Source organism: Streptomyces sp. NPDC029466, from assembly GCF_055574515.1.
Genome location: NZ_JBVHZH010000019.1, coordinates 24,857 through 45,401, shown reverse-complemented (window position 1 = coordinate 45,401; position 20,545 = coordinate 24,857). Strand labels below are relative to the sequence as shown.

The window sequence follows — 20,545 nt, the reverse complement described above, 5'->3', positions numbered from 1 at the left end:
GTTGGCTACTCCTCAGAAAGGGAGACCAGGGATTCCGCCACCGCCCAGACCCTGGGCGAGCGGGCCGAGCTTCTGCTGCTGGAGCTGCTGGGCGCTGGCGTTGGCGTCCCGGACCGCCGCCAGCACGAGGTCGGCGATCGTCTCGGCCGTCTCCTCCGCGGAGTCGGTGTCGACCGCCTTGGGGTCGATGACCAGGCCCTGGAGCTCTCCGGAGCCGGTCACCGTCGCCTTGACCAGACCGCCGCCCGCGGAACCCTCGACGGGTGTCTCCGCCAGTTCCTGCTGGGCTGCCGCGAGGTCCTGCTGCATCTTCTGAGCCTGCTGAAGCAGCTGCTGCATATTGGGCTGACCACCGGGGATCACGACGTGACTCCTGCCATACGACAACGATTGGTGCGGTAGCCCGAGCCTACGTGTTTCACGGGCCCCGCGCCCTACGCCGTAGGGAGGAGCACGGGTGTACGCCGGGCGTACGCCCGGTTACCCCTTTTCGCCCCTCCCACCCCGCCTACGCGGTGCCCTTCGGCGCCTACTCGTTGTTGAACTCTTCCAGCACCGTCGCGCCCAGTTCGCGCACGATCAGGTCGTGTCCGCTGAGCGCGGAGTCGACGAGATCGGGGTCGTCCTCGGCCGGCATGTCGTACTCGATGGACGTCGGCGGGGGCTCCGGCGCACGGTAGGCGGACTCCGCCGCGGGCGCGCCCTGCCCGCCGCCCCCGGACGACGGGGCGGAGACGGCCTCCCGGGCCATCCGCGCACCCTGGCTTCCGCCACCGCCGCCATTGCCACCGCTGTTGCCGTCCTGCCCGTACTGGCCGCCGGACGACGGGGGCGCCGCCGGGCCGGTCTGCTGGGGCGGGGGCTGCGGCGCGCTCTGCTGCGGTGCGGCGGGCGCACCGCCGCCGAAGCCGCCGCCCCCTCCGCCGCCGCGGGGGCCACCACCGGTCGCGGGACCGGCGCCACCCGACGGGTCGACGATCGCCTCGACCCGCCACTGCACCTGGAACCGCTCGGCCAGCACGTCCTTGAGGACGTCCTCGCTTCCGCCGTTGGCGAAGCTGTCGCGGGCACCGGCATTGGGGAAGCCGATCTGGAGCGTGGTGCCGTCGAAGCCGGAGACCTGGGCATTCTGGCTCAGCAGGATCCAGGTGAAACGGCGGCGGTCCTTCACCGCCTCCAGGATGTCCGGCCACATCTGCCGCACCTGGGCGGCACCCTGCGCAGCCCCCGGGGCCGCGGCGGCCGCCGGCGGCTGCGGGGCCGCGGGCGCGGGCGCCCCGGCCAGCGGTCCGGACGCGGCCGGCGGCCCAGCGGGAGCCCCGCCCTGCGGCGCCTGACCGCCCTGCCCCGGCGCCACGGCCGTGGGCCAGCCACCGGGCTGCCGTCCGGCACCACCACCATCACCGGCCGCGGGGCCGCCACCGGTGGCATTGCCCGCACTCCCGGGCCAGGCGCCGGGCCGCGGGGCCGCTGCCTCACTGCTCTGGCCGCCCTGGCCGCCCTGCGGAGCATCGGCCGGGGCGCCGCCGGTCCCCTTGCCCGTACTTCCCGGCCAGGCGCCGGGCCGCGGGGCCGCTGTCTCACCGGCCTGGCCACCCGGGCCACCCTGCGGAGCGTCCGCCGGGCCGCCCTGGGGCGCCGCCGCACCACCGCTGTCGCCCTGCTGCTGCCCGCCCGTGGGCGCGGCCACCGGCCCGCCGGATGCCCCGGCACCGGCCGTCGGCGCCGCCGGGGCGGTTGCCGGAGCCCCTGCCCCTCCCGCCGGGCCGCCGCTCACCGCGCCCCGCACCGCGGCCCGCGCGGCGGCCGGCCCGGACGGTCCCGCCGGCATCGGCGGATGAGCCTCCGGCCCCGGCACATAACCGGCCGCGGGCCCGCCCCCGGACGCCACCACGGGCGGCGCCCCGAGCCCGGGGCCGGCCCCGGAACCCGCACCGCCGCCCATACCGCCGGCCCCGCCCAGCAGCGCGGCACCCGCCCCGCGCTCCAGACGGTCGAGCCGCGCCTGCACCGACCGCTCGTCGTCGTACGCCGCGGGCAGCAGCACCCGGGCACAGATCAGCTCCAGCTGGAGCCGCGGCGAGGTCGCTCCGCGCATCTCCGTCAGGCCCGCATTGACCAGGTCGGCGGCCCGGCTCAGCTCGGCCGCCCCGAAGACGGACGCCTGCGCCGTCATCCGCTCCACGACATCGGCGGGGGCGTCGATCAGCCCCTTCTCCCCCGCGTCCGGCACGGCCGCCAGGATCACCAGATCCCGCAGCCGCTCCAGCAGGTCCGCGACGAAGCGCCGCGGGTCGTTGCCGCCCTCGATGACCCGTTCCACGACCTCGAAGGCCGCCGCGCCGTCCCCCGCGGCGAACGCCTCCACGATCGAATCCAGCAGCGAGCCGTCGGTGTAACCGAGCAGCGCCGTCGCCATGGCATACGTCACACCGTCCGCACCGGCACCCGCGAGCAGCTGGTCCATCACGGACATCGAGTCCCGCACCGAGCCTGCCCCGGCCCGCACCACCAGCGGCAGCACCCCGTCCTCGACCGGGATGTCCTCCCGCCCGCACACCTCTGCCAGGTAGTCCCGCAGCGTCCCCGGCGGCACCAGGCGGAAGGGGTAGTGATGCGTACGCGACCGGATCGTCCCGATGACCTTCTCGGGCTCGGTCGTCGCGAAGATGAACTTCAGATGCTCCGGCGGCTCCTCGACGACCTTCAGCAGGGCGTTGAAGCCCGCGGAGGTCACCATGTGCGCCTCATCGATGATGTAGATCTTGTAGCGGCTGCTGGCCGGCCCGAAGAACGCCTTCTCGCGCAGCTCACGGGCGTCGTCCACACCACCGTGGGACGCCGCGTCGATCTCGATCACATCGATGGAACCCCGGCCGTTCCTGGCCAGGTCCACACACGACTGGCACTTTCCACAGGGTGTGGGAGTGGGACCTTCCTCACAGTTGAGGCAGCGCGCCAGGATCCGCGCACTCGTCGTCTTGCCGCAGCCGCGCGGGCCGCTGAACAAATAGGCGTGGTTGACGCGGTTGTTCCGCAGAGCCTGCTGGAGCGGATCGGTCACGTGCTCTTGCCCGATGACCTCGGCGAAGGTCTCGGGCCGGTAGCGGCGGTACAGCGCAAGGGACGACACGCATACGACGATATCGGGCCGCACTGACAACCGACGGGGCCCCGCAAACGCAAGCGCCCCCCACGCACCCGCCAGAGCCGACCTACCCTTGCTGCCTTCCGGCCCTGGGGGAGTTCAGTCAGATAGCGCCACGTGAGGGGCTGCGCACCACACTAGCGGATCCCCCGCCCAAGAAACGAACCCGGCCCCGCCTCCGACCCACTCCTCCACCCCCGCCATCCCCTCCCGAGGATCATGGTCGCGAGCACTCCCCAACGTCTTGTATTGTTTGCGGCGGAGGATTCGCCTAGTGGCCTAGGGCGCACGCTTGGAAAGCGTGTTGGGGGCAACCCCTCACGAGTTCGAATCTCGTATCCTCCGCCAGTGCCTCACCGGGCACAACGTCGAAGGGCCCCACCGCTTGCGGTGGGGCCCTTCGCGGTTCTTCGTCTCTGCGCGGAGACCGCGGCCCGCTCAGGAGTCGTAGCAGACGTAGGTGCCCTCGGGCCCGTGGGCGATCCGGGCGGAGCTCCAGCAGTGGAGCATCGGCCCCACGCGGTACAGGGCGGCGCCACCGGCCAGCAGGGCAAGGACGGCGAGCACAGCGATCACGGTCCGCATGGCCGTCATCCGCCGTACGAGCCACCAGGCCCCGGCGACCGCCAGCGTCCCCAGCCCCAGCATGACGGCGGATATCGGAGCGGTGTTGTTCTGGATCCCGGGAAAGCGGTCCGGGTGCGCGGCCTGTTGGACGGCGGCGAAAGCGAAGAAGAACAGCAGCAGGCCGAGCAGCAACAGGCCGACGGAGCCGGCCCCGCGGCCGACGGCCCGGCCCCGGCTTCGCGGACTTCCGGACGCCTCGGCGTCCGCGCGCACGAGCCGCCGGTCGAGGACCGCCCGCAGCCGGTCCACCTCCTCCGGGCCCGCCACGGCCCGCTTGGGCAGGACGACGAAGCCGACGGCGGACTTGTCGGCGCTGAGCAGCACGAACAGCTCCGGGGTCTCGACATAGCGCGGGTAGAGGTGCCAGTCGGTGCCGGCCGAGCTGTGCGCGGTGGTGATCCGGACCCCGGTGTCGTCGACCGTCCCGCGGATGTCCCCCTGCCGTTCGGCGAGCCGGTGGAGGTGGCGCGCCTGCAACCACGGCAGTGCGGTCATGAAGGCGGCGAAGACCACCACCCCCACATACAGCGGCCACGGTGTGTCATGGCGGCCGGAGTTGGCCGCCGACAACAGGGCGCCGACGATCGAGACCGCCACCGTCCAGACCAGCGCCCGGCGCTGAAAGCGTCCCGCGCCGGTGCTCCTCGCGCGTGCCCGCAGCGCGGACGCCAATTCGCCGACGGTCGGCCGGTAGGCCAGCTCCACCGGTCTCTCGGCGACCGCGTCCGTTTCCCGGCCCTCGGCCATGGCCCCTCCCCGTTAGGTGATCCACCGGATCGTAGAGGCTTTCTCAGCCGCTCCCGTGACCTGATCTTGACGCAAGGAAGCTCAGCGCGCCCGGAGCCGCGCCAACTCCCTTTTCGGGTGGGGAAATCGGCGTAACGGCGGACTATTTTCTCGAGGGAATGGGAAACCCGCGAAATGCGGCGCAGCGGGGCGCGGGAAAAGCGGGTGGTCGCCAATGATGCCGAGTGGTTATCGAATCGCAGACAGAAGGGTGGTTTCGCCTACTCGGCCCCGGCAAACACGAAGACATGAACAACACCCACGAACCCATGCCCGCAAACCACTCCTATGACGGCTATGGGCACAACCGGCCCGGTCTCGGCGCACATCGGGCCGCGCTGATCATCCACACGATCGGGGATGTGGCCGCCGGCTTCCTGGGCCTGTGGATACTGCTGTACCTGCTCGAAGCGAACCAGGGAAATGTTTTCGTCGAATTCGTCCACGGAGTGGCCGACGCGCTCGCTTGGTGGTCGCAGGACATCTTCACCATGGACGGCGAAGGGGTGCGGGTATTCCTCAATTACGGTCTGCCTGCCGGGCTTTACCTGCTGCTGGGGCATGGGATCGCCGCTCGGGTTCGTCGCATCTGACCGTTTTCCGTCACCAAGACAGACGATGCGGATGCGGACGTGGGTGAGGGGGCGGATGCGGCTGGGTCGCCGCCCTGAGGATGGGGCAACTTCCTCAGGGGGAGCCGCTCGTTCGGGTTTTTCTGTTGCTGCCTAGCATGAGGGCGTGATGTCCAGCCGCCCGTTCGTTCCGCCACGGGCCGCCGCACGGCGGTGGCGTGTGTGGTGTGTGCTCGGGCTGCTGGCGGGGCTGCTGGGTATGCATGGGCTCGGCCCTGCCGTTGCGGTGCCCTCGTCCGCGCACGGGCACCGGATGACCGCGGCGACCGCGGCGTCCGTAGTGGCCACGGTCCAGGCGCACTGCCCTGGGGACAGTGACTGCGGTGGCACCGGACATGTCCATCACGCGGACTCGACCTGTGCGTCCGCCGCGCTGCACGGGCCGCCCGCGCCCCCGGCGTTGGCGCCCTCGCTCGGCTGCCCCGTGGAGCCCGCCGACGCGGTAGGCGCGGGCGCACCGGGCAAACGGGACGGTGGGCGGGCGCCGCCCGATCTGGCCGAACTCCAGCTCCTGCGGATCTAGGAACACCCCGACGGCACGGACGCCCGCTCAAGGGCGCGGTGCCGCCGTTCGGCATGTTCCGATACCGCTGCTTTTTCCAGGAGTTCAGTCAGCCATGAGCAGGTACAAGTCCAACCGTTCCGTCACGCGCCGCCTCGTTGTCGTGGCCGCAACCGCCGCCTCCGCGGTGGTACTGGCCGCCTGTGGCGGCAAGGACAGCGGCGGCCACCCCGCGCACCGCTCCCCGTCACCGTCCGCCTCTTCGCCCAGCGCCTCGGCCGGGGCGCACAATGCGGCCGATGTGGCGTTCGCGAAGGGGATGATTCCGCACCACCGGCAGGCCGTGGAAATGGCCGGCCTGGCCGCCGGACGGGCCTCTTCGAGCCAGGTGAAGGAACTCGCCGCCAAGATCAAGCAAGCCCAGGACCCGGAGATCAAGACCATGTCCGGGTGGCTGACGGCGTGGGGCGAGCAGGTGCCGGAGGAGGTGCCCGGCATGGATCACTCCGAGCACTCCGGCTCCTCCGGCCACTCCGGTATGCCTGGCATGGATCACTCGGCCATGCCCGGAATGATGAGCGCTGAGGAGATGGCCGCGCTGAAGAAGAAGTCGGGCAAGGCATTCGACACGGCCTTCATGGAGATGATGGTCGGGCATCACCGGGGCGCGGTGAAGATGGCGGGCACCGAGAAGGAGAAGGGTGCCTACGGCCCGGCGAAGACGCTGGCCGACGCCGTCATCAAGGCCCAGGAGGCGGAGATCGCACGGATGAACAGGTTGCTGGGGAAGGGGTGAGCCGCCGCCCGTCAGTTCCGGGGCGGCAGGCGGTAGCTACCGGCGGCAGGACATAGCTGTCGGCGCTAGGCCGCAGCCGGCACCAGGGGCATCGGCCGTAGCCACCGGCAGGCCGTGAGCCGCGTGATCGTTGTCCGTCGGTCCTCCGTGCAGACGGCGGGCCGACGGGCGACAGTCAGGCCGCGCCCACCCCCTAAGGCGACGGCCCACCCGGTGGCGCCCCGCCTGGCGGCGCCCATCCTGGCGGCGCTCCCCGGAGCGTGGCCAGCCGGCGGCGGTACTCCTCTTCGTCGATCTCACCGCGGGCGTACCGCTCCGCGAGGATCTGTTCGGCGGCCGGTCCGCCGCGGGTCGGCGGGGGCTCGCCGCGGGCGGGGGCCGAGCGGCCCAGGGTGCGGACGATCAGCAGCGCGATGACGAAGAGCAGCGCCAGGAACAGGAAGATGCTGATCGACATCGCGAGCCAGGCCCACCCGCCGCCATGGCGGCCGTACCAACACAACATCTCGCCCTCCACCTCCCGCGACGCGGGGTGCGGGCCCGGTGCCCGCAGGGGACCTCGGCTTTATGCCCTTCCATGGTCTCTCGGTCGGGGGCGGGGAGCCATGGGTGCGCCGCGCGACCGCGGGCGCCGGGATGTCCGTCGGCCGGGGCCACCACGGAGAGCGCGTGCCTGTTCGGTGAGCTCTACCGGCGGTCCGGCTGCTCCGGTACCGACTCGCCCGCTTCCTCGTGTTGGACGGCTGCGTCCACTGCCTCGGAGGGGATCGCGAGGCGTACCGCGGTGTAGTGGATGGCCAGGCTGAAGACGATCACGATGACCAGGTCCCACCAGTCGGGGAGGGCGCCGGTGCCGCCGTAGCGGCCGAAGCGGGCGATGAGGATCATGCCGCCGAGCCAGGGCCACACCCATAGGGCGTTGCGGGCGCGCAGGCCGCTGCGTTCGGCGGCCGGGATGCCGCGGCGGGTGAGGAAGAGGAAGACGAAGCCGAGCAGGGCGGCGATGCCGAGTTTCCAGTCCGCCTCGTAGCCGGACCAGTAGAAGATCAAGTTGGCGAAGACGAAGCCGAGCGGGGCCATGACCGGTCCGGCGGGCAGCCGGTAGGGGCGGTTGCGATCGCCGTCCCGGATGCGGAGGGCGTGCAGCGACACCGGGGCGAACGCGTACATGATCGCCGCGGCCGAGGTGACCAGGCCCACCAGGGCCTGCCAGCTGGGGAACGGCAGGAAGGCGAGCTCGCCGACCACGAAGGCGAGCAGGGTCGAGATGACGGGGACCCGGCTGCGGCCGACCTGGGTGAGGGGCTGGGGCAGCACCCGCTCGCGTCCCATGGCGTAGGAGAGGCGCGCGGCGCCCGCCATGTAGACGAGGCCGGTGCCTGCCGGGGAGATGACGGCGTCGACGTAGAGGATGGTCGCCAGCCAGCCGGCGCCGACGGCCGTGGCCAGGGTGGCGTAGGGGCCGAAGTTGCCCGCCCCCACGGGGTTGTCCCAGCTGCGGGCCAGGGCGCCGGGGTCCAGGGCGGCGATGAAGGCGATCTGGAGCAGGAGGTAGAGCGCGGTGCCGATGGCCATGGCCACGACCACGGCCCGGGAGATGTCGCGCTGGGGATTGCGGGCCTCCCCGGCCAGCTGGATGGCCTGCTCGAAGCCCAGCAGCGCGAACACCACTCCGGCGGGCAGGGCCGCGAAGACCCCGTGCGCCCCGTGGGGGGCGAAGCCGCCGCCGGCGGTGAAGTTCGCGCTGTGGAAGGACAGCGTCATCAGGACGATGACGGTCAGCAGGGGTACGGCCGTCTTGAACACGGCGGTGACCGAGTTGATCCCGGCCATCAGCCGGACCCCGAGGACGTTGATCAACGTGAAGATCATCATGAAGACGGTGCCGATCACCAGGCCCGGGGTGGTGAGGGTGCCGTTGGGGTTCAGCATGTCCACCCGGTCGTGGATCCAGCCGATGCGGTCCAGATAGGAGAGCGTGGCCTCGACCTCGATGGGGGAGATCAGCACCGAGCGCAGCCAGGACATCCAGCCCGCGGTGAAGCCGGTCAGCGGGCCGAAGGCGAAGAACGGGAACCGGGCGGTGCCGCCCGCGATCGGGTAGGTGGCGCCCAGCTCCGCGTGGGCCAGTGCGAGCACCGCGAGCATCGCCGAGGCGAGCACCCAGGAGATCAGCGAGGCCGGGCCGGCGATGACGGCGGTGGTGAGCGCGCCCAGCAGCCAGCCGGAGCCGATGATCGACCCCAGGGAGAGGAACATCAGCCCCCAGAATCCGACCGCCCGGCGCAGATGACGGCCACCGCCCGCGCTCTCGCTCCCCGCTACGGCTGCCTTGCTCACGCGCGCTCCTGGTTGACCGGGCCGGCTTCGTCCTGGGACGCAGGCCTCGCGCTGCCGGCGCGCGGCGCGTCGCCCGTATACGGAGAGTAAACGCGTGGTGGCGCGTCAGGTTCCGGTTTGGGCGGGGAGTTCCCTCGTCGAGCCGTGTGGGCCGGTGCCGGGCGGGTGGGCGCTGTGGGCGGTTACGGGGGCGTGCCGGCGCTCGTCCGGTGTGCGGCGCGGGGCGTGAGCGACGCCTCGGCGGCTACGGGCGCGGGGCCGCTACTGGTTACCGCCGGTGACTGCCCGAGGGGTGGGCGAGGGGGTGCGGGGAGCCGTTGTGCGGCGGTGGGTGGGCGTAAAACAGGGTGGCGTAGAGGCCGTGGTGGGCGAGGAGTTGGGCGTGGGTGCCCGACTCCACCAGGCGGCCCTCGTCCAGGACCAGGATGCGGTCGGCGTCCGTGGCGAGGTCCAGGTCGTGCGTGATCACGATGGTGGTGCGGCCCTCGGCGAGGCGCCGCAGGGGCCCGAGGATGCGCTGGGTGGCGAGGACGTCCAGGCCGGTGGTGGGCTCGTCGAGGACGAGAACGGGGGCGTCGCGCAGCATGGCCCGCGCGATGGCGACGCGCTGGAGCTGGCCGCCGGAGAGCCGGGAGGTGCCGGGCGCGATGACGGTCTCGTAGCCGTCGGGGAGGGCGTCGATGAACACCTCGGCGTCGGCCGCGCGGGCGGCGCGGACGACATCGCGGTGGGTCACGTCGTCCCGCCCGCAGGCGATGTTCTCCTCCACGGTGTCGTGCAGGACGAGGGTCTCCTGGGGCAGCAGGGTGATGTTGCGGCGGAGCCGGTCGAGCGGCATCCGGTTCACGGGGATGCCGTCGAGCCGGATGCTGCCGGCGTCCGGGTCGTAGAACCGCAGCAGCAGGGCGGCGAGCGTCGACTTTCCGGCGCCGCTGGGCCCGGTGATCACCACCAGCTCCCCGGGCACCGCGCTGAACGAGAAGTCCTGGAGGACCTCGTGCTCGCTGCCGGGGTAGCGGAAGTGCACCCGGCAGGCTTCCACCGCGCCGACCGCGCGGTTCGGCGCCGGGACGACGGCGGCGGGGTCCGGGTCGGTGACGGCGGGGCGGGCGTCGAGGATCTCCAGCAGCCGCTCGGATCCGGCGGTCGCCTCGGTGACGGTCAGTCCCAGCTGGCCGAGGTCACGGATCGGCGGGTAGAGGTAGCCGACGAAGGCGGCGAAGGCCAGCAGCTCCCCGAGCGTCATCCGCCCCGCGGAGATCTCCCATGCGCCGAGGCCGATGATCGCCAGGACGCAGAGCGTTTCGAGGACCTCGACGATCTGCTCGTACAGCTCGTTGAGGCGGGCGCTGGTCACCGACGCCCGCAGCCAGCTGCGGGCCTCGCGGCGGAGCCGTTCCTGCTCGTCGTGCTGGCGGTTGTAGGCCTGGGTCAGGACGACATTGACCAGCCCTTCCTCGACCACCGAGGTGATGGCGCCGTCGGCCGCGCGCTCCCGGCGGGAGACCTCCTTGACCCGGCCGGTGAAGCGGCGGGTGGCGATCCAGAAGAGCGGGGCCAGGGCGAAGGTGACCAGGGCCATGTCCCAGCGCAGCCAGAACGCGGCACCGGCGTAGAAGATGACGCCGAATATGGCCGTGGCCGCCTGGACCAGACCGCTGACCACCAGCGCTTCGATGGCGTCCACGTCGCCGGTCATCCGCTCGACCAGGTCACCGCGGCGATTGCGCTGGAAGAAGTGCGGCGGCAGCTTCTGGAGGTGGGCGAAGACGCGGGCCCGTAGCCGCATCACGAAGCGCTCGGCCGTCCATGCGGCGAGCGAGTTGCCCAGATACCCCACCACCCCGCCGGCGACGGCCACGCCCAGCCACAGGCCGGCCGGTGCCCAGAAGGCGCTGACCGAGCCCTTCTGAAGAGCGTTGTCGGTGAGTTCGGCGAAGACCAGGATGGCCACGGTCTCCGCGAACGCGGCGAGGATGGCGCTCAGGCAGACCAGGAGGATCCAGCGCCGGTCGCCCCGGGTCAGCGGCCAGAAGCGCCGCACGGATTCCTTGAACCCCACCCGCCTGGTGCGGATCGGGGCGGCCGCCACGAGGCCGCTCCCCAGGACCCGGTCCGCACCGGGCTCCAGGGGCGGCTGTGCCGCTGCCCGCGGTCCGGCGGCAGAGAGGGCGGACGCGTCACCGTCCTGCTGCGACACGGACGAACCCTGTCCCACAGACGGTGGCTCCGTGCCCTGTTGAGGCGACGCCGCACGGCGCTCCAGGCGCCGGCGTGAGCTGCGGAGGTGCATGGTCGCTACGTCATATCGTCGCTGCTCGGGCGGTTGACCGGGGCCCGGAAGGGGCCCCTCACACCGACGAGGCGGACCCGCGCGGTACGCGAGCCTGCCTCGGACTCAGGATTTTGAGTCAGTGGTGGTGACGACGCCTGCGCAGATACCTGCGTCCACGCCTCCTGCGGCGCCGACGGCGGCCGTGGTCGTGGTCGTAATCGTCGTCGTGCCTACGCCTTCTCGGGAAGACATTCCGGAAGCTCATTCTCGCCTCCTAGGATTTTGTTCCTTGTTGGTCGAACCGTTACCGGTTACGACAACTCCCAAGCTACGACGCTCACCTGTCTCCAACAAGGCGATTTGCGTGAAAATTCAGACATAAGCCAAGATTCTTAGTGAACATGGCAAAGCGTGCTGAATCGTCACTCTCCGGATACCGTGGAAGGAGAGCGCGACAGGCCGGTCCGGGCGCCCGTGCGGCGGACCCACCGAGCCGCCCGAGCGCCGCTGGACCGGCACCGTCGCCGTCGGTCAGGTCGCGCTGAGCGCCACCGTCGGATGCAGCCGGGAGGCCCGTACGGCCGGATAGAGACCGGCGATGACCCCGATCACGAGCGTGGCGCCCAGACCGCCGGCCAGGGACCAGGGCGGTACGACGGCGGTCCACCCCTGCGCACGGGCGAAGGCGAAGGTGGCGGCGGCGCCGAGGGCCGCGCCCGCCAGCCCGCCGAGCGCCGACAACAGCAGCGACTCGGTGAGGAATTGAATCCGGATCGAGCCGCGGGTCGCGCCCAGTGCGCGGCGCAGCCCGATCTCCTGGCGGCGCTCCAGCACCGAGATCACCATGGTGTTGGCCACGCCCACCCCGCCGACGAGCAGCGCCACCGCGCCCAGGCCGAGCATCAGTGACGTCAGCCCCTCATCGGTGGCGGCCTTGGCCGCGAGGGCGTCGGAGGGGCGGGAGACCTTCACCGAGCCCTCGTCACCCGGGTTGACCGTACGGGCCAGCACCCCCTGGACCGCCTCCACCGAGGCGTCCGTGGAGCGCTCGAAGAGCATGGTGGGGTGGCCGTCGAAGCCCAAGTAGCGCTCGGCGGAGGGGTATCCGACCAGCGCCGTACGGTCCAGATTCGGCACCAGCTCGACGGGCGCGAGGATGCCGGTGACGACGTACCAGCGGTCGTCCAGCAGGATCTTGCCGCCGGGTGCGGAGATGCCGAGGCGGTCGGCGGCGACCGAGCCCAGCACGACGGTGGGCAGTCGCTCACTGGCGCGGTTCAGCCAGCTGCCCTGACCGATACGGGCGTTGAGCGCGTCGAGCAGGTCGGTGCGGGCGGCCTGGACCGTGATGCCGGCCGCCCTCTCCTCCGGCACGGCGTCACTGCGCCGCACCCGGGCGTCGACCGCGCCGGTCGCGGTGGCGTGCTGGACCGGGCCGATCCGCTCGACCATCGACACCGCGTTCTTGGGGAGTTTGACGGTGCCGCCCATGGGGTCCTCCCCCGCCTCGGCGGTGAGCAGATTGGTGCCGAGCCGGTCGAGCCGGTTCATGAGGTCGGCGCGGCTGGAGGTGGACAGCCCGATGACCGCGACCATCGTGGCGATGCCGATCGCGATGCCGAGGGCGGACAGCACGACCCGGGTGCGCCGGCTGCGCAGGCCCTCGGCGCCGACCCGCAGCACATCGGCCGGGGAGAGCCGGGCCGGGCGGAGGGCGGGGCGGAGGGCGGGGCCGCTCATCGGGTCACCTCCTCGGTGGGCTCCACGGGGGAGCCGGATGCGGGCGGAGCGGCACCGGAGTCGTGGACGATCTCGCCGTCGCGGAAGCGGATCCGGCGGGGCAGCGCGGCGGCGATCTCGTGGTCGTGGGTGATGACGCAGACGGTCGTCCCGGCCGCGTGCAGCTCGCGGATGAGGTTCATGACCATGGCGCCGGACGCGGTGTCCAGCGCGCCGGTCGGTTCGTCGGCGAGCAGCAGGTCGGGGTCGCCGACCAGTGCGCGGGCGATGGCCACCCGCTGCTTCTCGCCGCCCGAGAGCTGGTGGGCGAGGTGGTCGATACGGTGCCCGAGCCCCACTTCCTCCAGGGCCGTACGGGCCCGCGCGCGGCGCTCCCGCAGCCCCGTCCCGCCGTACAGCAGACCGTCGGCGACATTGTCCTGGGCGCTGCGGCCGGGGGCGAGGTGGAAGTGCTGGAAGACGAAGCCGATGTGCCGGGCGCGCAGCACGGAGAGCTGGGCGTCGGACAGCTTGCTCACGTCGTACCCGGCCACCCGGACCTCGCCCGAGGTGGCCCGGTCGAGGGTGCCCAGGAGGTTGAGCAGGGTGGATTTGCCGGAGCCGGACGGGCCGACGATGGCGGTCAGTTCGCCCTGCTCCACCCGCAGGTCCACGCCCCGCAGGGCGTGCACCCCGCCCGGGTACGACTTGGTGGCCGCCCGCAGTTCGATCACGGCTTCGGTCATTGCTCGGCCGCTCCGACCTTCATGCCCTCGGCCAGGCCGGCGCCGCTGACCTCGATCCGGCCGTCGGCCGTCAGACCGGTCTCTACCTGCACCATGCGCGTCTTGCCGCCCTGGACCAGCTCCAGCCCGTAGCCGCCCTCGCGCAGCGCGACGACCGCCTCGACCGGGACCGTCAGCACGTTCTTACGGCTTTCACTGACGAACTTCACGCTGAGGGTGCCCTGCCGGTCCTTCTCCTGGAGCTTGGTGCCGTCGTCGAGCGTGATCTCCACCTGGAGGGCGTCCCCGGACGGGCCACCGCTGCCGGCGGCCCCGCCCTCGGCGGGGCCGGAGTCCTCCGGGGCCACCACGCCGCTGACCTTGCCGCGCCGGGTGTCTCCGCTGTGCATGGCGATCTCCACCTTGGTGCCCTTGGCGGCCAGCGCACCGTCGGCCGCGTCCAGCTCGGCCCGTACGACCGGCTTGGTGGAGGCGACGGTGAGGACCTTGCTGTCCGGACCGACACGGTCGGCGAGGGCGGCGTCGGCGGACACCACCCGCAGCGGGCCGCGCTGGAAGACGACGTCGCCCTGGCCGACCTCGCCGTTGGAGGTCACATCGAGGGACTTCTGCCACTGCTTGACGGCGGCCTCGGTCGCCTCGTCGAAGCGGACGTCCACATACAGACCCGCCCCGAAGCCCAGATCGCGGAGGTTGCGCTCCAGTTGGAGGACGTCCGGGCCACGGGCGCCGGTCTTCATCGTGCGGAACATCGGTGTCGCGCCGTAGAGGAGGGTCACCGGCCGGGCGTCGCGCTCATAGAGGCGCTGCCCGAGCGAGACGGTCTTCCCCGGTTCGGCGGCCTTGGTGACCGTGCCCTCCACCGGGGACTTCACCACCCGGCGCTGCGCGTAATCCAGCCGCCCGTCGACGGTCTTGCTCTGCACGAGGTCGGTCCGGGTGATCTCGGTCGTGGTGGGCGGCCCCTTCGGCTTTCCGGCCGAGGCGTCCTTCCCGGGGCCGGTGAGGAGCATGACACCGGCGGTCGCCGCGGTCGCGGTGACCGCGGCTGCCAGGGCGACCAGGCCCCGGCGGCGCTTCCGTGCAGAACTCACTGCATGCCGTCCAGTCCGTCGAGGAGCTTGTCCTTGCATGCCTGTACGGCCTGCTTGTAGGCGGGCGAGTCCGGCGCGATCTCGGGCGAGGCGGGGTTCGGGTCACCACCGGGGATGACATTGCCGTCCTGCAACCGCGGGTTGGTGAACTTCGATACGCCATGGGCGCGCATGCACTTGGCGTGCGCGAGCATCGACTCGTAATCCTTCTGCGTATCGCGGGGCGGCTCCAGGCTCATGGCCTTTTGCATCTCGTTCTTGCAAGCGCCGCCCCGGCCGGCTTTGGCGACGTCGTCGTTGCCCATCTTGTCCTGGAGTTCGTTGATCTTCGTCCAGTCGAGATGGCCGCTCAGTTTGGGGTCGGGATAATCCTTGTTGATCTTCTGGCGCATGCACTGGACGAACTTCATCTGTGCGTCGTAGAAGGCGCTTTTGCCCTTGGCCGGACCGGCCTGGGGCGAGTCGGCGCTGCCCTTGGTGCGGTCGGTGGAGGGCGCCTTGCTGACGGAAGCGACCCCCTCGTCGGAGGACTCGGCGGCGCCGCCGCAGGCCGTGGTCAGCGCGAGAGCGGGGGCGGCGATCAGCAGCGCGAGGCGCGCGCCACGGGAGCGGGAGAGGGAGCCGGAGCGGGTGCCGGACCGGGAGCCGGAGCGGGTGCAAGTCTTCTGCGTCATGCCGACAATCTCGGGGCCGGAATTGGTGGCCGCTCCATGGCCGCATGATGAGAACGTAACAATGCCGCCGGTCCGCATTTTCGCCCTGTGGATAACTCCTGAGCTGCGCAAACCCTCGCCCATAATCGTCGGCATGCCGCATGTGCTGTTGATCGAGGACGACACGTCCGTCCGGGACGGAATGGAGCTGGTGCTGCGCCGGCACGGCCACGAGGTCGACGCCGTCGCCTCCGGCGAGGCAGGCATGGAGCTGCTGTCCCGCCCGGGCGGCGGCGGCATCGAGATCGCGGTGGTCGACCTGATGCTGCCCGGTATCGACGGCTTCGAGGTCTGCCGCCGCATCCGGGGCCGGGGCCAGCTGCCGATCATCATGCTCACCTCCCGCGGTGACGATCTGGACGTGGTCAGCGGGCTGGAGGCGGGCGCCGACGACTATGTGGTCAAGCCGATCACCGGCCGGGTGCTGGAGGCCCGTATCCGGGCGGCCCTGCGCCGGGCCGGACCGGTGACACGCACGGACAGCGACGACTTCGCCGGACTCGTCATCGACCGGGCCGGCCTGACCGTCACCAAGCGCGGCACCGCCATTCCCCTCCCGCCCACCGAACTGCGGCTGCTGCTGGAGCTGTCGGCCGCCCCCGGCCGGGTCTTCAGCCGGGAGCAGCTCCTCGAACTCGTCTGGGAGCACGACTTCCTGGGCGACTCCCGGCTGGTGGACGCGGCGGTCGGACGGCTGCGCGCCAAGCTGGAGGACCTCCCCGCCAAGCCGCGCTACATCCAGACGGTGCGTGGCTTCGGCTATCGATTCGGGCCGCTGTGAGCACGCCATGAGCGGCACGGAAGAGAGCACGCACGAGAGCACGGACGGGACCACGGAAGAGAGCACGGACGGGGCCACGGACGGGACCACGGCGAAGTCGGTTCCGCCGTCGGCCGCGAGGACCGGACTGCGGGCCCGTATACGGCTGCCGCGTCTCGACGGGCTCCGTGGCCGGCTGATCATCACGGTCGTCGTGGTCGCCCTGATCAGCTCGGTCACCGCCACCGCACTGGCGTACCGGGAATCGCGCGACGCGGTCCTCAAGCGGGCGCAGAACGCCGCCGTCGAGGACTTCCGCAACCGCGTCGACAGCCTTGCCGCGGATCTCGATGTCCCGACCGATCCCCGCTCGATGGCCCGGTTCGCCACCGACGTCTCGTCCGGCCTGCGCGGCGCGCTGGTCGTCGCCCAGTACCGCGACTACACCGCCTCTTCCGACCCGTCCGCGGACCGCAGCCGGATCACCGCCGAGCTGCGCGCGACCGTGCGCACCCGCACCCAGGTCTCGCTCCAGCGGGTCGAGCACGGCGGGAAGCCCTGGCTGGCCCTGGGCGCCCCGGTCCTTCTGGACTCCGCGGGCCGTGACCGCAGCTCCGGGCAGCCGTCCGGCGTCGAGATATTCGCGGTGGTCTCCTTGGCGGACGAGGAGCGCGACACCGCCGAGTTGGTGCGCAGTGTGCAGCGCGGTCTGTTGCCCGTGGTGCTGCTGGCCGCCGTCCTGGCGCTGCTCGCGGCCCGTACGGTGCTGCGCCCGGTACGCAAACTGGCGCGGGCCACCCGCCGGCTGGCCACCGGCGAGCTGAGCATCCGGGTCGAGGAGCGGGGCCGCGACGAACTGGCCGAACTCGCCCACACCTTCAACGAAACGGCCGGCGCGCTGGAGGACAGCGTCAGCGAACTGCGCGCCCAGGAAGCCCTGGCCCGCCGTTTCGTCGCCGATGTCTCCCATGAGCTGCGCACCCCGCTCGCGGCCATGACCATCGTCTCCAGCGTCCTGGAGGAGGACGCCGACCAGCTCACCCCCGACACCGCACACGCGGCCCGCACGGTCAGCGCCGAAACCGCCAAGCTGACCCGGCTCGTCGACGACCTCATCGAGATATCCCGCTTCGATGCCCGCGCGGTGGCGCTCACGGTGCACTCCGTGGACATGGCCGAGGCGGTGCGCGCCACGCTCGCGGCACGCGGCTGGACCGACCGGGTCGAAGCCGATCTCCCCCCGGGCATCCGGGCCCGGCTCGACCGCCGCCGGCTCGACGTGATCGTCGCCAATCTCGTCGGCAACGCCCTCCGACACGGCGCGCCACCGGTGACGGTCACCGTACGGGCGGCGGACGACCGGCTCACCGTCGCGGTCGCCGACCACGGCCCGGGGATGACTCCCGAAGTGGCCCGTCATGTCTTCGACCGCTTCTACAAGGCCGACAGTGCCCGCAGCCGCTCCGAAGGCAGCGGGCTGGGCATGGCCATCGCCCTGGAGAACGCCCGCCTGCACGGCGGCACCATCGAGCTCGCGCCCCCGGCGCCGGGCGTCGGCACCGTCTTCACCCTCCAGATGCCCCTCCGTACGGAATCCGCCTCATGACGCGTCCCCGCACCGCCCTCACCTGCTGTGTGCTCGCCCTCGTCGCCACGGGCTGCGGTATCCGCCCCACCGGCGTCACGGCCGGCGGCACCGCGCCCTCCGGGATCTCGAAGGACATGCGGGTCTACTTCGCTTCCGACAGCGGATTGCGGGGGGTGTCCCGGCCCGGCAGAAAGGTCAGGGATTTCAACGCCGCCTACCGACTGCTGCTCGACGGGCCGACCCCGGAAGAGCGGTTCAACGGCCTGGCCAATCTCGTCGCCCCCGAGAAGTGGCTCCGCGTCACCTCCCACGACGGCAGTGTCACCATCAACATTCCGCACTCCACCGCCGACGCCCCCCAGGACCAGAGCACCGGCCAGTTGGTCTGCACCTTCGCCCGCGCCGAGGTCCTCCTCCACGGCACCCGCCCGGACAAGGTCCAGGTGACCATCGTGATCAGCGGGGAGCGCGCCGGGCCGTACCAGTGCCAGCAGTTCCTGTCGCACTGAGCGCCTGGCTGCCGCCCGGGCTCCCGCCGTCCCGCCTCAACACCGAACCGCCTGCCTCAGGACCGCTTGGTGCGCCTCAGGACCGCTTGGTGCGCCTCAGGAACAGCCCCACCGCCGACCCGATCACCACCACCCCGCTGCCGACGCTGACCAGCACCTGCTGCACCCCGTCGAAGGCGAAGCTGGTGGCGACATTGAAGAGGAGGGCGAGCACGAGCACGCACCAGAGCAGGGCTTTCATGGATTTTCTTCCTTCCGGAGGGTCACCCGCCGCACCGTGCCGAGGCGGGTATCGCTGCATCCAGACTGGCCGCCGCCGGCCGCCGGTTCGAGGGAGCGCCCTCCCGAATGCGGGGTGTAGCGCGCTACACCCCGGCCGGGGAGCGCACCCGCCCGCGCCCCCGGTGACGGTCCCTTAGCCTGAGCCCCATGGGGGAGACGGTGCGGCGGGCGGGGCGGGCCACGGCTCAGCTGATGACGGCGGGCGGGCTGGCGCTGCTGTCGTATCTCTTCCTCGGGCTGCTGTTGTTCACCGCCGTGGTGACGGCCATCGTGATCGGCGCGGGCGTGCTGCCCGAGACCGTTCTGCTGCTGCGACGGATGGCCGGGTTCAAGCGGCGCCGGGTGGCGGCCTGGACGGGGGTGCCGGTGCCGGAGGCGTATCTGCCGCTCACCGGGGGCCTGTTGGCGCGGGTGCGTACCGCGCTCGCCGACCCGGGCACCTACCGCGATCTGCGCTGGCTCGCCGCCCACTTCGGCTACGGCTGGCTGCTGGCGTATCTCGCGCTGCCGCTGTGGGCCGTCGGGCTGCTCGTCGACGGGGTGTGGTGCGGGCTGCTGCGGCACCGGGCCGTCGTCCTGCCGCTGATCGGGCGCCTCGCCGACCTCGACGCGGCCTGGTCGCGTGCGCTGCTGCGGCCGTCGCCGGACAGCGCGCACCGGGCCCGGCTCGCCGAGCGGGTCGAGGAGCTGACCGTGACCCGGGCCGGTGCCGTCGCCGCGCACGGCGCCGAACTGCGGCGTATCGAACGGGATCTGCACGACGGCACCCAGGCAAGGCTGGTGGCGCTCTCGATGCGGCTGGGGCTGGCGCGGCGGGCCTACGACAAGGACCCCGAGGCGGCCCGCGCGCTCCTCGACGACGCACAGAACCAGACCGAAGAGGCCCTCACCGAGCTGCGTCAGGTCGTCCGCGGCATCCATCCGCCGATCCTCACCGACCGGGGCCTGGTGGGAGCGGTGCGGGCGCTCGCGGCGAGCAGCGGTCTGGAGGTGGCGGTGTCCGAGGACGGGCTGGCGGAGGGCCCGCGCGCACCGGCCGCGGTCGAGGCGGCCGCGTACTTCGTCGTCGCCGAGGCCCTGACCAACACTGCCAAACACAGCGGGTCGGACCGGGCCCGGGTGGAACTGGCCCGCGGGCCCGACCGGTTGACGCTGTCGGTACGTGACGAGGGGCGCGGCGGCGCGGAGACCGGCTCTCCGGGCGCCTCCGGCGGCAGTGGGCTGCTCGGCATCCGGCGCCGGGTCGCGGCGCTCGACGGGACCGTGGAAGTGACCAGCCCCGGCGGGGGCCCGACCGTGATCGATGTGGAGCTGCCGTGCGTGTGGTGATCGCCGAGGACAACGCCCTGCTCAGGGAGGGGCTGGTGCTGCTGCTGACCTCCGCGGGACACGAGGTGGCGGCGGTGGCGGCCAGCGGGCCCGAGGCGCTGCCCGCGCTCCTCGAACACCGCCCGGACGCCGCCGTGCTGGACGTCCGGATGCCGCCCGGCTTCCGCGACGAGGGCTTGCGGGCGGCGCTGGCGGCCCGCCGGGAGATCCCCGGGCTGCCGGTGCTCGTACTGTCCCAGTACGTGGAGGAGGCCTACGCCGCGGAGTTGCTGGGCGGCGGCGCGAGCGGCGTCGGCTATCTGCTGAAGGACCGGGTGGGCCGGGTCGACGAGTTCCTGGACGCACTGGAACGCGTCGCGGCGGGCGGCACCGCGCTGGACCCGGAGGTGGTCACGGAGCTGATGACCCGGCGCCGCGACGATCCGCTCGACACGCTGACCCCGCGCGAGCGCGAGGTACTGCACCTGATGGCGGAAGGTCGGGACAACACCACGATCGCCCGGCTGCTGGTGGTGTCGGACCGGGCGGTCAGCAAACACATCGGCAATGTCTTCGCGAAGCTGGGCCTGCCGGCGGGCGACAGCGGCCATCGGCGGGTGCTGGCGGTGCTGACGTATCTGAACGGGGGGAGGGCGGGGGCGTGATGTCTCGTACGGGTGCGGGGGACGGGCGGCGGGCTGTTGCGGGCTGTGCCGGGCT

19 protein-coding genes, 1 tRNA gene and 1 other RNA gene are annotated in these 20,545 nt (G+C 72.0%); 9 read left to right on the top strand and 12 right to left on the bottom strand.

Going from position 1 to position 20,545, the window contains the following annotated elements; genetic code table 11:
• Window positions 1-12 precede the first annotated feature (12 nt).
• The 3 genes from ACZ4XD_RS16605 to ffs all read right to left on the bottom strand — a co-directional run bounded on the left by ACZ4XD_RS16605 (window position 13) and on the right by ffs (window position 3,278).
• Complete coding sequence (locus ACZ4XD_RS16605; protein WP_078889642.1) at window positions 13-363, bottom strand: YbaB/EbfC family nucleoid-associated protein; 351 nt, start codon at window positions 361-363, stop codon at window positions 13-15.
• A gap of 166 nt (window positions 364-529) precedes the next feature.
• Window positions 530-3,133 carry a DNA polymerase III subunit gamma and tau gene (locus ACZ4XD_RS16600; protein WP_468042670.1) on the bottom strand — a complete coding sequence of 868 codons (2,604 nt, stop codon included), beginning with the start codon at window positions 3,131-3,133 and terminating at the stop codon, window positions 530-532.
• A gap of 46 nt (window positions 3,134-3,179) precedes the next feature.
• Window positions 3,180-3,278, bottom strand: an RNA gene (ffs, locus tag ACZ4XD_RS16595) — signal recognition particle sRNA small type.
• Between the two features lie 130 nt (window positions 3,279-3,408).
• Here ffs and ACZ4XD_RS16590 point away from each other — a divergent pair.
• Window positions 3,409-3,496 (top strand) — tRNA-Ser (locus tag ACZ4XD_RS16590).
• A 90-nt stretch (window positions 3,497-3,586) separates the two neighbouring features.
• Here the strand turns inward: ACZ4XD_RS16590 and ACZ4XD_RS16585 are convergent.
• A complete protein-coding gene (locus ACZ4XD_RS16585) occupies window positions 3,587-4,522 on the bottom strand; it encodes a YcxB family protein (protein WP_468042668.1) in 936 nt (311 codons plus the stop codon).
• A gap of 287 nt (window positions 4,523-4,809) precedes the next feature.
• Between ACZ4XD_RS16585 and ACZ4XD_RS16580 the strand changes: the two genes are divergently transcribed.
• From ACZ4XD_RS16580 to ACZ4XD_RS16570, 3 genes are all read left to right on the top strand, one after another.
• Window positions 4,810-5,154: a hypothetical protein gene (locus ACZ4XD_RS16580; RefSeq protein WP_468042666.1), complete on the top strand. Its 345-nt coding sequence runs from the start codon at window positions 4,810-4,812 to the stop codon at window positions 5,152-5,154.
• A 148-nt stretch (window positions 5,155-5,302) separates the two neighbouring features.
• Window positions 5,303-5,716 carry a DUF6153 family protein gene (locus ACZ4XD_RS16575; protein ID WP_468042781.1) on the top strand — a complete coding sequence of 138 codons (414 nt, stop codon included), beginning with the start codon at window positions 5,303-5,305 and terminating at the stop codon, window positions 5,714-5,716.
• 94 nt (window positions 5,717-5,810) lie between these two features.
• Entirely contained in the window at window positions 5,811-6,491 is a 681-nt protein-coding gene (locus ACZ4XD_RS16570; RefSeq protein ID WP_468042664.1) for a DUF305 domain-containing protein, read from the top strand.
• A 193-nt stretch (window positions 6,492-6,684) separates the two neighbouring features.
• On the opposite strand, the gene ACZ4XD_RS16565 is transcribed toward ACZ4XD_RS16570, so the two are convergent.
• From ACZ4XD_RS16565 to ACZ4XD_RS16535, 7 genes are all read right to left on the bottom strand, one after another.
• Window positions 6,685-6,996, bottom strand: a complete 312-nt coding sequence (locus ACZ4XD_RS16565; protein ID WP_468042662.1) for an SHOCT domain-containing protein — start codon at window positions 6,994-6,996, stop codon at window positions 6,685-6,687.
• Between the two features lie 182 nt (window positions 6,997-7,178).
• The gene (locus tag ACZ4XD_RS16560; protein ID WP_468042660.1) at window positions 7,179-8,831 is read right to left on the bottom strand and encodes an APC family permease; all 1,653 of its coding nucleotides are present in this window, start codon (window positions 8,829-8,831) and stop codon (window positions 7,179-7,181) included.
• A gap of 268 nt (window positions 8,832-9,099) precedes the next feature.
• Window positions 9,100-11,031 carry an ABC transporter ATP-binding protein gene (locus ACZ4XD_RS16555; protein WP_468042658.1) on the bottom strand — a complete coding sequence of 644 codons (1,932 nt, stop codon included), beginning with the start codon at window positions 11,029-11,031 and terminating at the stop codon, window positions 9,100-9,102.
• A 606-nt stretch (window positions 11,032-11,637) separates the two neighbouring features.
• The gene (locus ACZ4XD_RS16550) at window positions 11,638-12,846 is read right to left on the bottom strand and encodes an ABC transporter permease (protein WP_468042656.1); all 1,209 of its coding nucleotides are present in this window, start codon (window positions 12,844-12,846) and stop codon (window positions 11,638-11,640) included.
• Complete coding sequence (locus tag ACZ4XD_RS16545) at window positions 12,843-13,571, bottom strand: ABC transporter ATP-binding protein (protein ID WP_468042654.1); 729 nt, start codon at window positions 13,569-13,571, stop codon at window positions 12,843-12,845. The genes ACZ4XD_RS16550 and ACZ4XD_RS16545 overlap by 4 nt, the downstream gene beginning before the upstream one ends.
• Window positions 13,568-14,704: a peptidoglycan-binding protein gene (locus ACZ4XD_RS16540; RefSeq protein WP_468042652.1), complete on the bottom strand. Its 1,137-nt coding sequence runs from the start codon at window positions 14,702-14,704 to the stop codon at window positions 13,568-13,570. Before ACZ4XD_RS16540 ends, ACZ4XD_RS16545 begins: the two co-directional genes overlap by 4 nt.
• A complete protein-coding gene (locus ACZ4XD_RS16535) occupies window positions 14,662-15,339 on the bottom strand; it encodes a hypothetical protein (protein ID WP_468042650.1) in 678 nt (225 codons plus the stop codon). The genes ACZ4XD_RS16540 and ACZ4XD_RS16535 overlap by 43 nt, the downstream gene beginning before the upstream one ends.
• A gap of 133 nt (window positions 15,340-15,472) precedes the next feature.
• On the opposite strand from ACZ4XD_RS16535, the gene ACZ4XD_RS16530 reads away from it, so the two are divergent.
• Genes ACZ4XD_RS16530 through ACZ4XD_RS16520 form a run of 3 tightly spaced genes read left to right on the top strand, consistent with a single transcriptional unit; the run spans window position 15,473 to window position 18,235 of the window.
• On the top strand, window positions 15,473-16,159 hold the full coding sequence (locus tag ACZ4XD_RS16530) for a response regulator transcription factor (protein ID WP_042150635.1): 687 nt from the start codon (window positions 15,473-15,475) through the stop codon (window positions 16,157-16,159).
• A gap of 7 nt (window positions 16,160-16,166) precedes the next feature.
• Window positions 16,167-17,744: an ATP-binding protein gene (locus ACZ4XD_RS16525; protein ID WP_468042647.1), complete on the top strand. Its 1,578-nt coding sequence runs from the start codon at window positions 16,167-16,169 to the stop codon at window positions 17,742-17,744.
• Window positions 17,741-18,235 (top strand): GerMN domain-containing protein, encoded by a 495-nt coding sequence (locus tag ACZ4XD_RS16520; protein WP_468042645.1) that lies wholly within the window; start codon window positions 17,741-17,743, stop codon window positions 18,233-18,235. The genes ACZ4XD_RS16525 and ACZ4XD_RS16520 overlap by 4 nt, the downstream gene beginning before the upstream one ends.
• 76 nt (window positions 18,236-18,311) lie before the next feature.
• On the opposite strand, the gene ACZ4XD_RS16515 is transcribed toward ACZ4XD_RS16520, so the two are convergent.
• Window positions 18,312-18,476, bottom strand: a complete 165-nt coding sequence (locus tag ACZ4XD_RS16515; protein ID WP_467113049.1) for a hypothetical protein — start codon at window positions 18,474-18,476, stop codon at window positions 18,312-18,314.
• A 188-nt stretch (window positions 18,477-18,664) separates the two neighbouring features.
• Here ACZ4XD_RS16515 and ACZ4XD_RS16510 point away from each other — a divergent pair, with 188 nt between their 5' ends.
• Together ACZ4XD_RS16510 and ACZ4XD_RS16505 are read left to right on the top strand one after the other, a co-directional pair.
• Window positions 18,665-19,846 carry a sensor histidine kinase gene (locus ACZ4XD_RS16510; protein WP_468042643.1) on the top strand — a complete coding sequence of 394 codons (1,182 nt, stop codon included), beginning with the start codon at window positions 18,665-18,667 and terminating at the stop codon, window positions 19,844-19,846.
• Window positions 19,834-20,490, top strand: coding sequence for a response regulator transcription factor (locus tag ACZ4XD_RS16505; RefSeq protein ID WP_468042641.1), 657 nt, complete (start codon window positions 19,834-19,836; stop codon window positions 20,488-20,490). The genes ACZ4XD_RS16510 and ACZ4XD_RS16505 overlap by 13 nt, the downstream gene beginning before the upstream one ends.
• The last annotated feature ends 55 nt before the right edge of the window (window positions 20,491-20,545 follow it).

What these genes read in the sequence shown, in the direction of transcription:
- ACZ4XD_RS16585 (WP_468042668.1), bottom strand. Translation starts at nt 4,522, where the DNA reads ATGGCCGAGGGCCGGGAAACGGACGCGGTCGCCGAGAGACCGGTGGAG.
- ACZ4XD_RS16580 (WP_468042666.1), top strand. Translation starts at nt 4,810, where the DNA reads ATGAACAACACCCACGAACCCATGCCCGCAAACCACTCCTATGACGGC.
- ACZ4XD_RS16575 (WP_468042781.1), top strand. Translation starts at nt 5,303, where the DNA reads ATGTCCAGCCGCCCGTTCGTTCCGCCACGGGCCGCCGCACGGCGGTGG.
- ACZ4XD_RS16570 (WP_468042664.1), top strand. Translation starts at nt 5,811, where the DNA reads ATGAGCAGGTACAAGTCCAACCGTTCCGTCACGCGCCGCCTCGTTGTC.
- ACZ4XD_RS16565 (WP_468042662.1), bottom strand. Translation starts at nt 6,996, where the DNA reads ATGTTGTGTTGGTACGGCCGCCATGGCGGCGGGTGGGCCTGGCTCGCG.
- ACZ4XD_RS16550 (WP_468042656.1), bottom strand. Translation starts at nt 12,846, where the DNA reads ATGAGCGGCCCCGCCCTCCGCCCCGCCCTCCGCCCGGCCCGGCTCTCC.
- ACZ4XD_RS16545 (WP_468042654.1), bottom strand. Translation starts at nt 13,571, where the DNA reads ATGACCGAAGCCGTGATCGAACTGCGGGCGGCCACCAAGTCGTACCCG.
- ACZ4XD_RS16540 (WP_468042652.1), bottom strand. Translation starts at nt 14,704, where the DNA reads ATGCAAGGACAAGCTCCTCGACGGACTGGACGGCATGCAGTGAGTTCT.
- ACZ4XD_RS16535 (WP_468042650.1), bottom strand. Translation starts at nt 15,339, where the DNA reads ATGACGCAGAAGACTTGCACCCGCTCCGGCTCCCGGTCCGGCACCCGC.
- ACZ4XD_RS16530 (WP_042150635.1), top strand. Translation starts at nt 15,473, where the DNA reads ATGCCGCATGTGCTGTTGATCGAGGACGACACGTCCGTCCGGGACGGA.
- ACZ4XD_RS16525 (WP_468042647.1), top strand. Translation starts at nt 16,167, where the DNA reads ATGAGCGGCACGGAAGAGAGCACGCACGAGAGCACGGACGGGACCACG.
- ACZ4XD_RS16520 (WP_468042645.1), top strand. Translation starts at nt 17,741, where the DNA reads ATGACGCGTCCCCGCACCGCCCTCACCTGCTGTGTGCTCGCCCTCGTC.
- ACZ4XD_RS16515 (WP_467113049.1), bottom strand. Translation starts at nt 18,476, where the DNA reads ATGAAAGCCCTGCTCTGGTGCGTGCTCGTGCTCGCCCTCCTCTTCAAT.
- ACZ4XD_RS16510 (WP_468042643.1), top strand. Translation starts at nt 18,665, where the DNA reads ATGGGGGAGACGGTGCGGCGGGCGGGGCGGGCCACGGCTCAGCTGATG.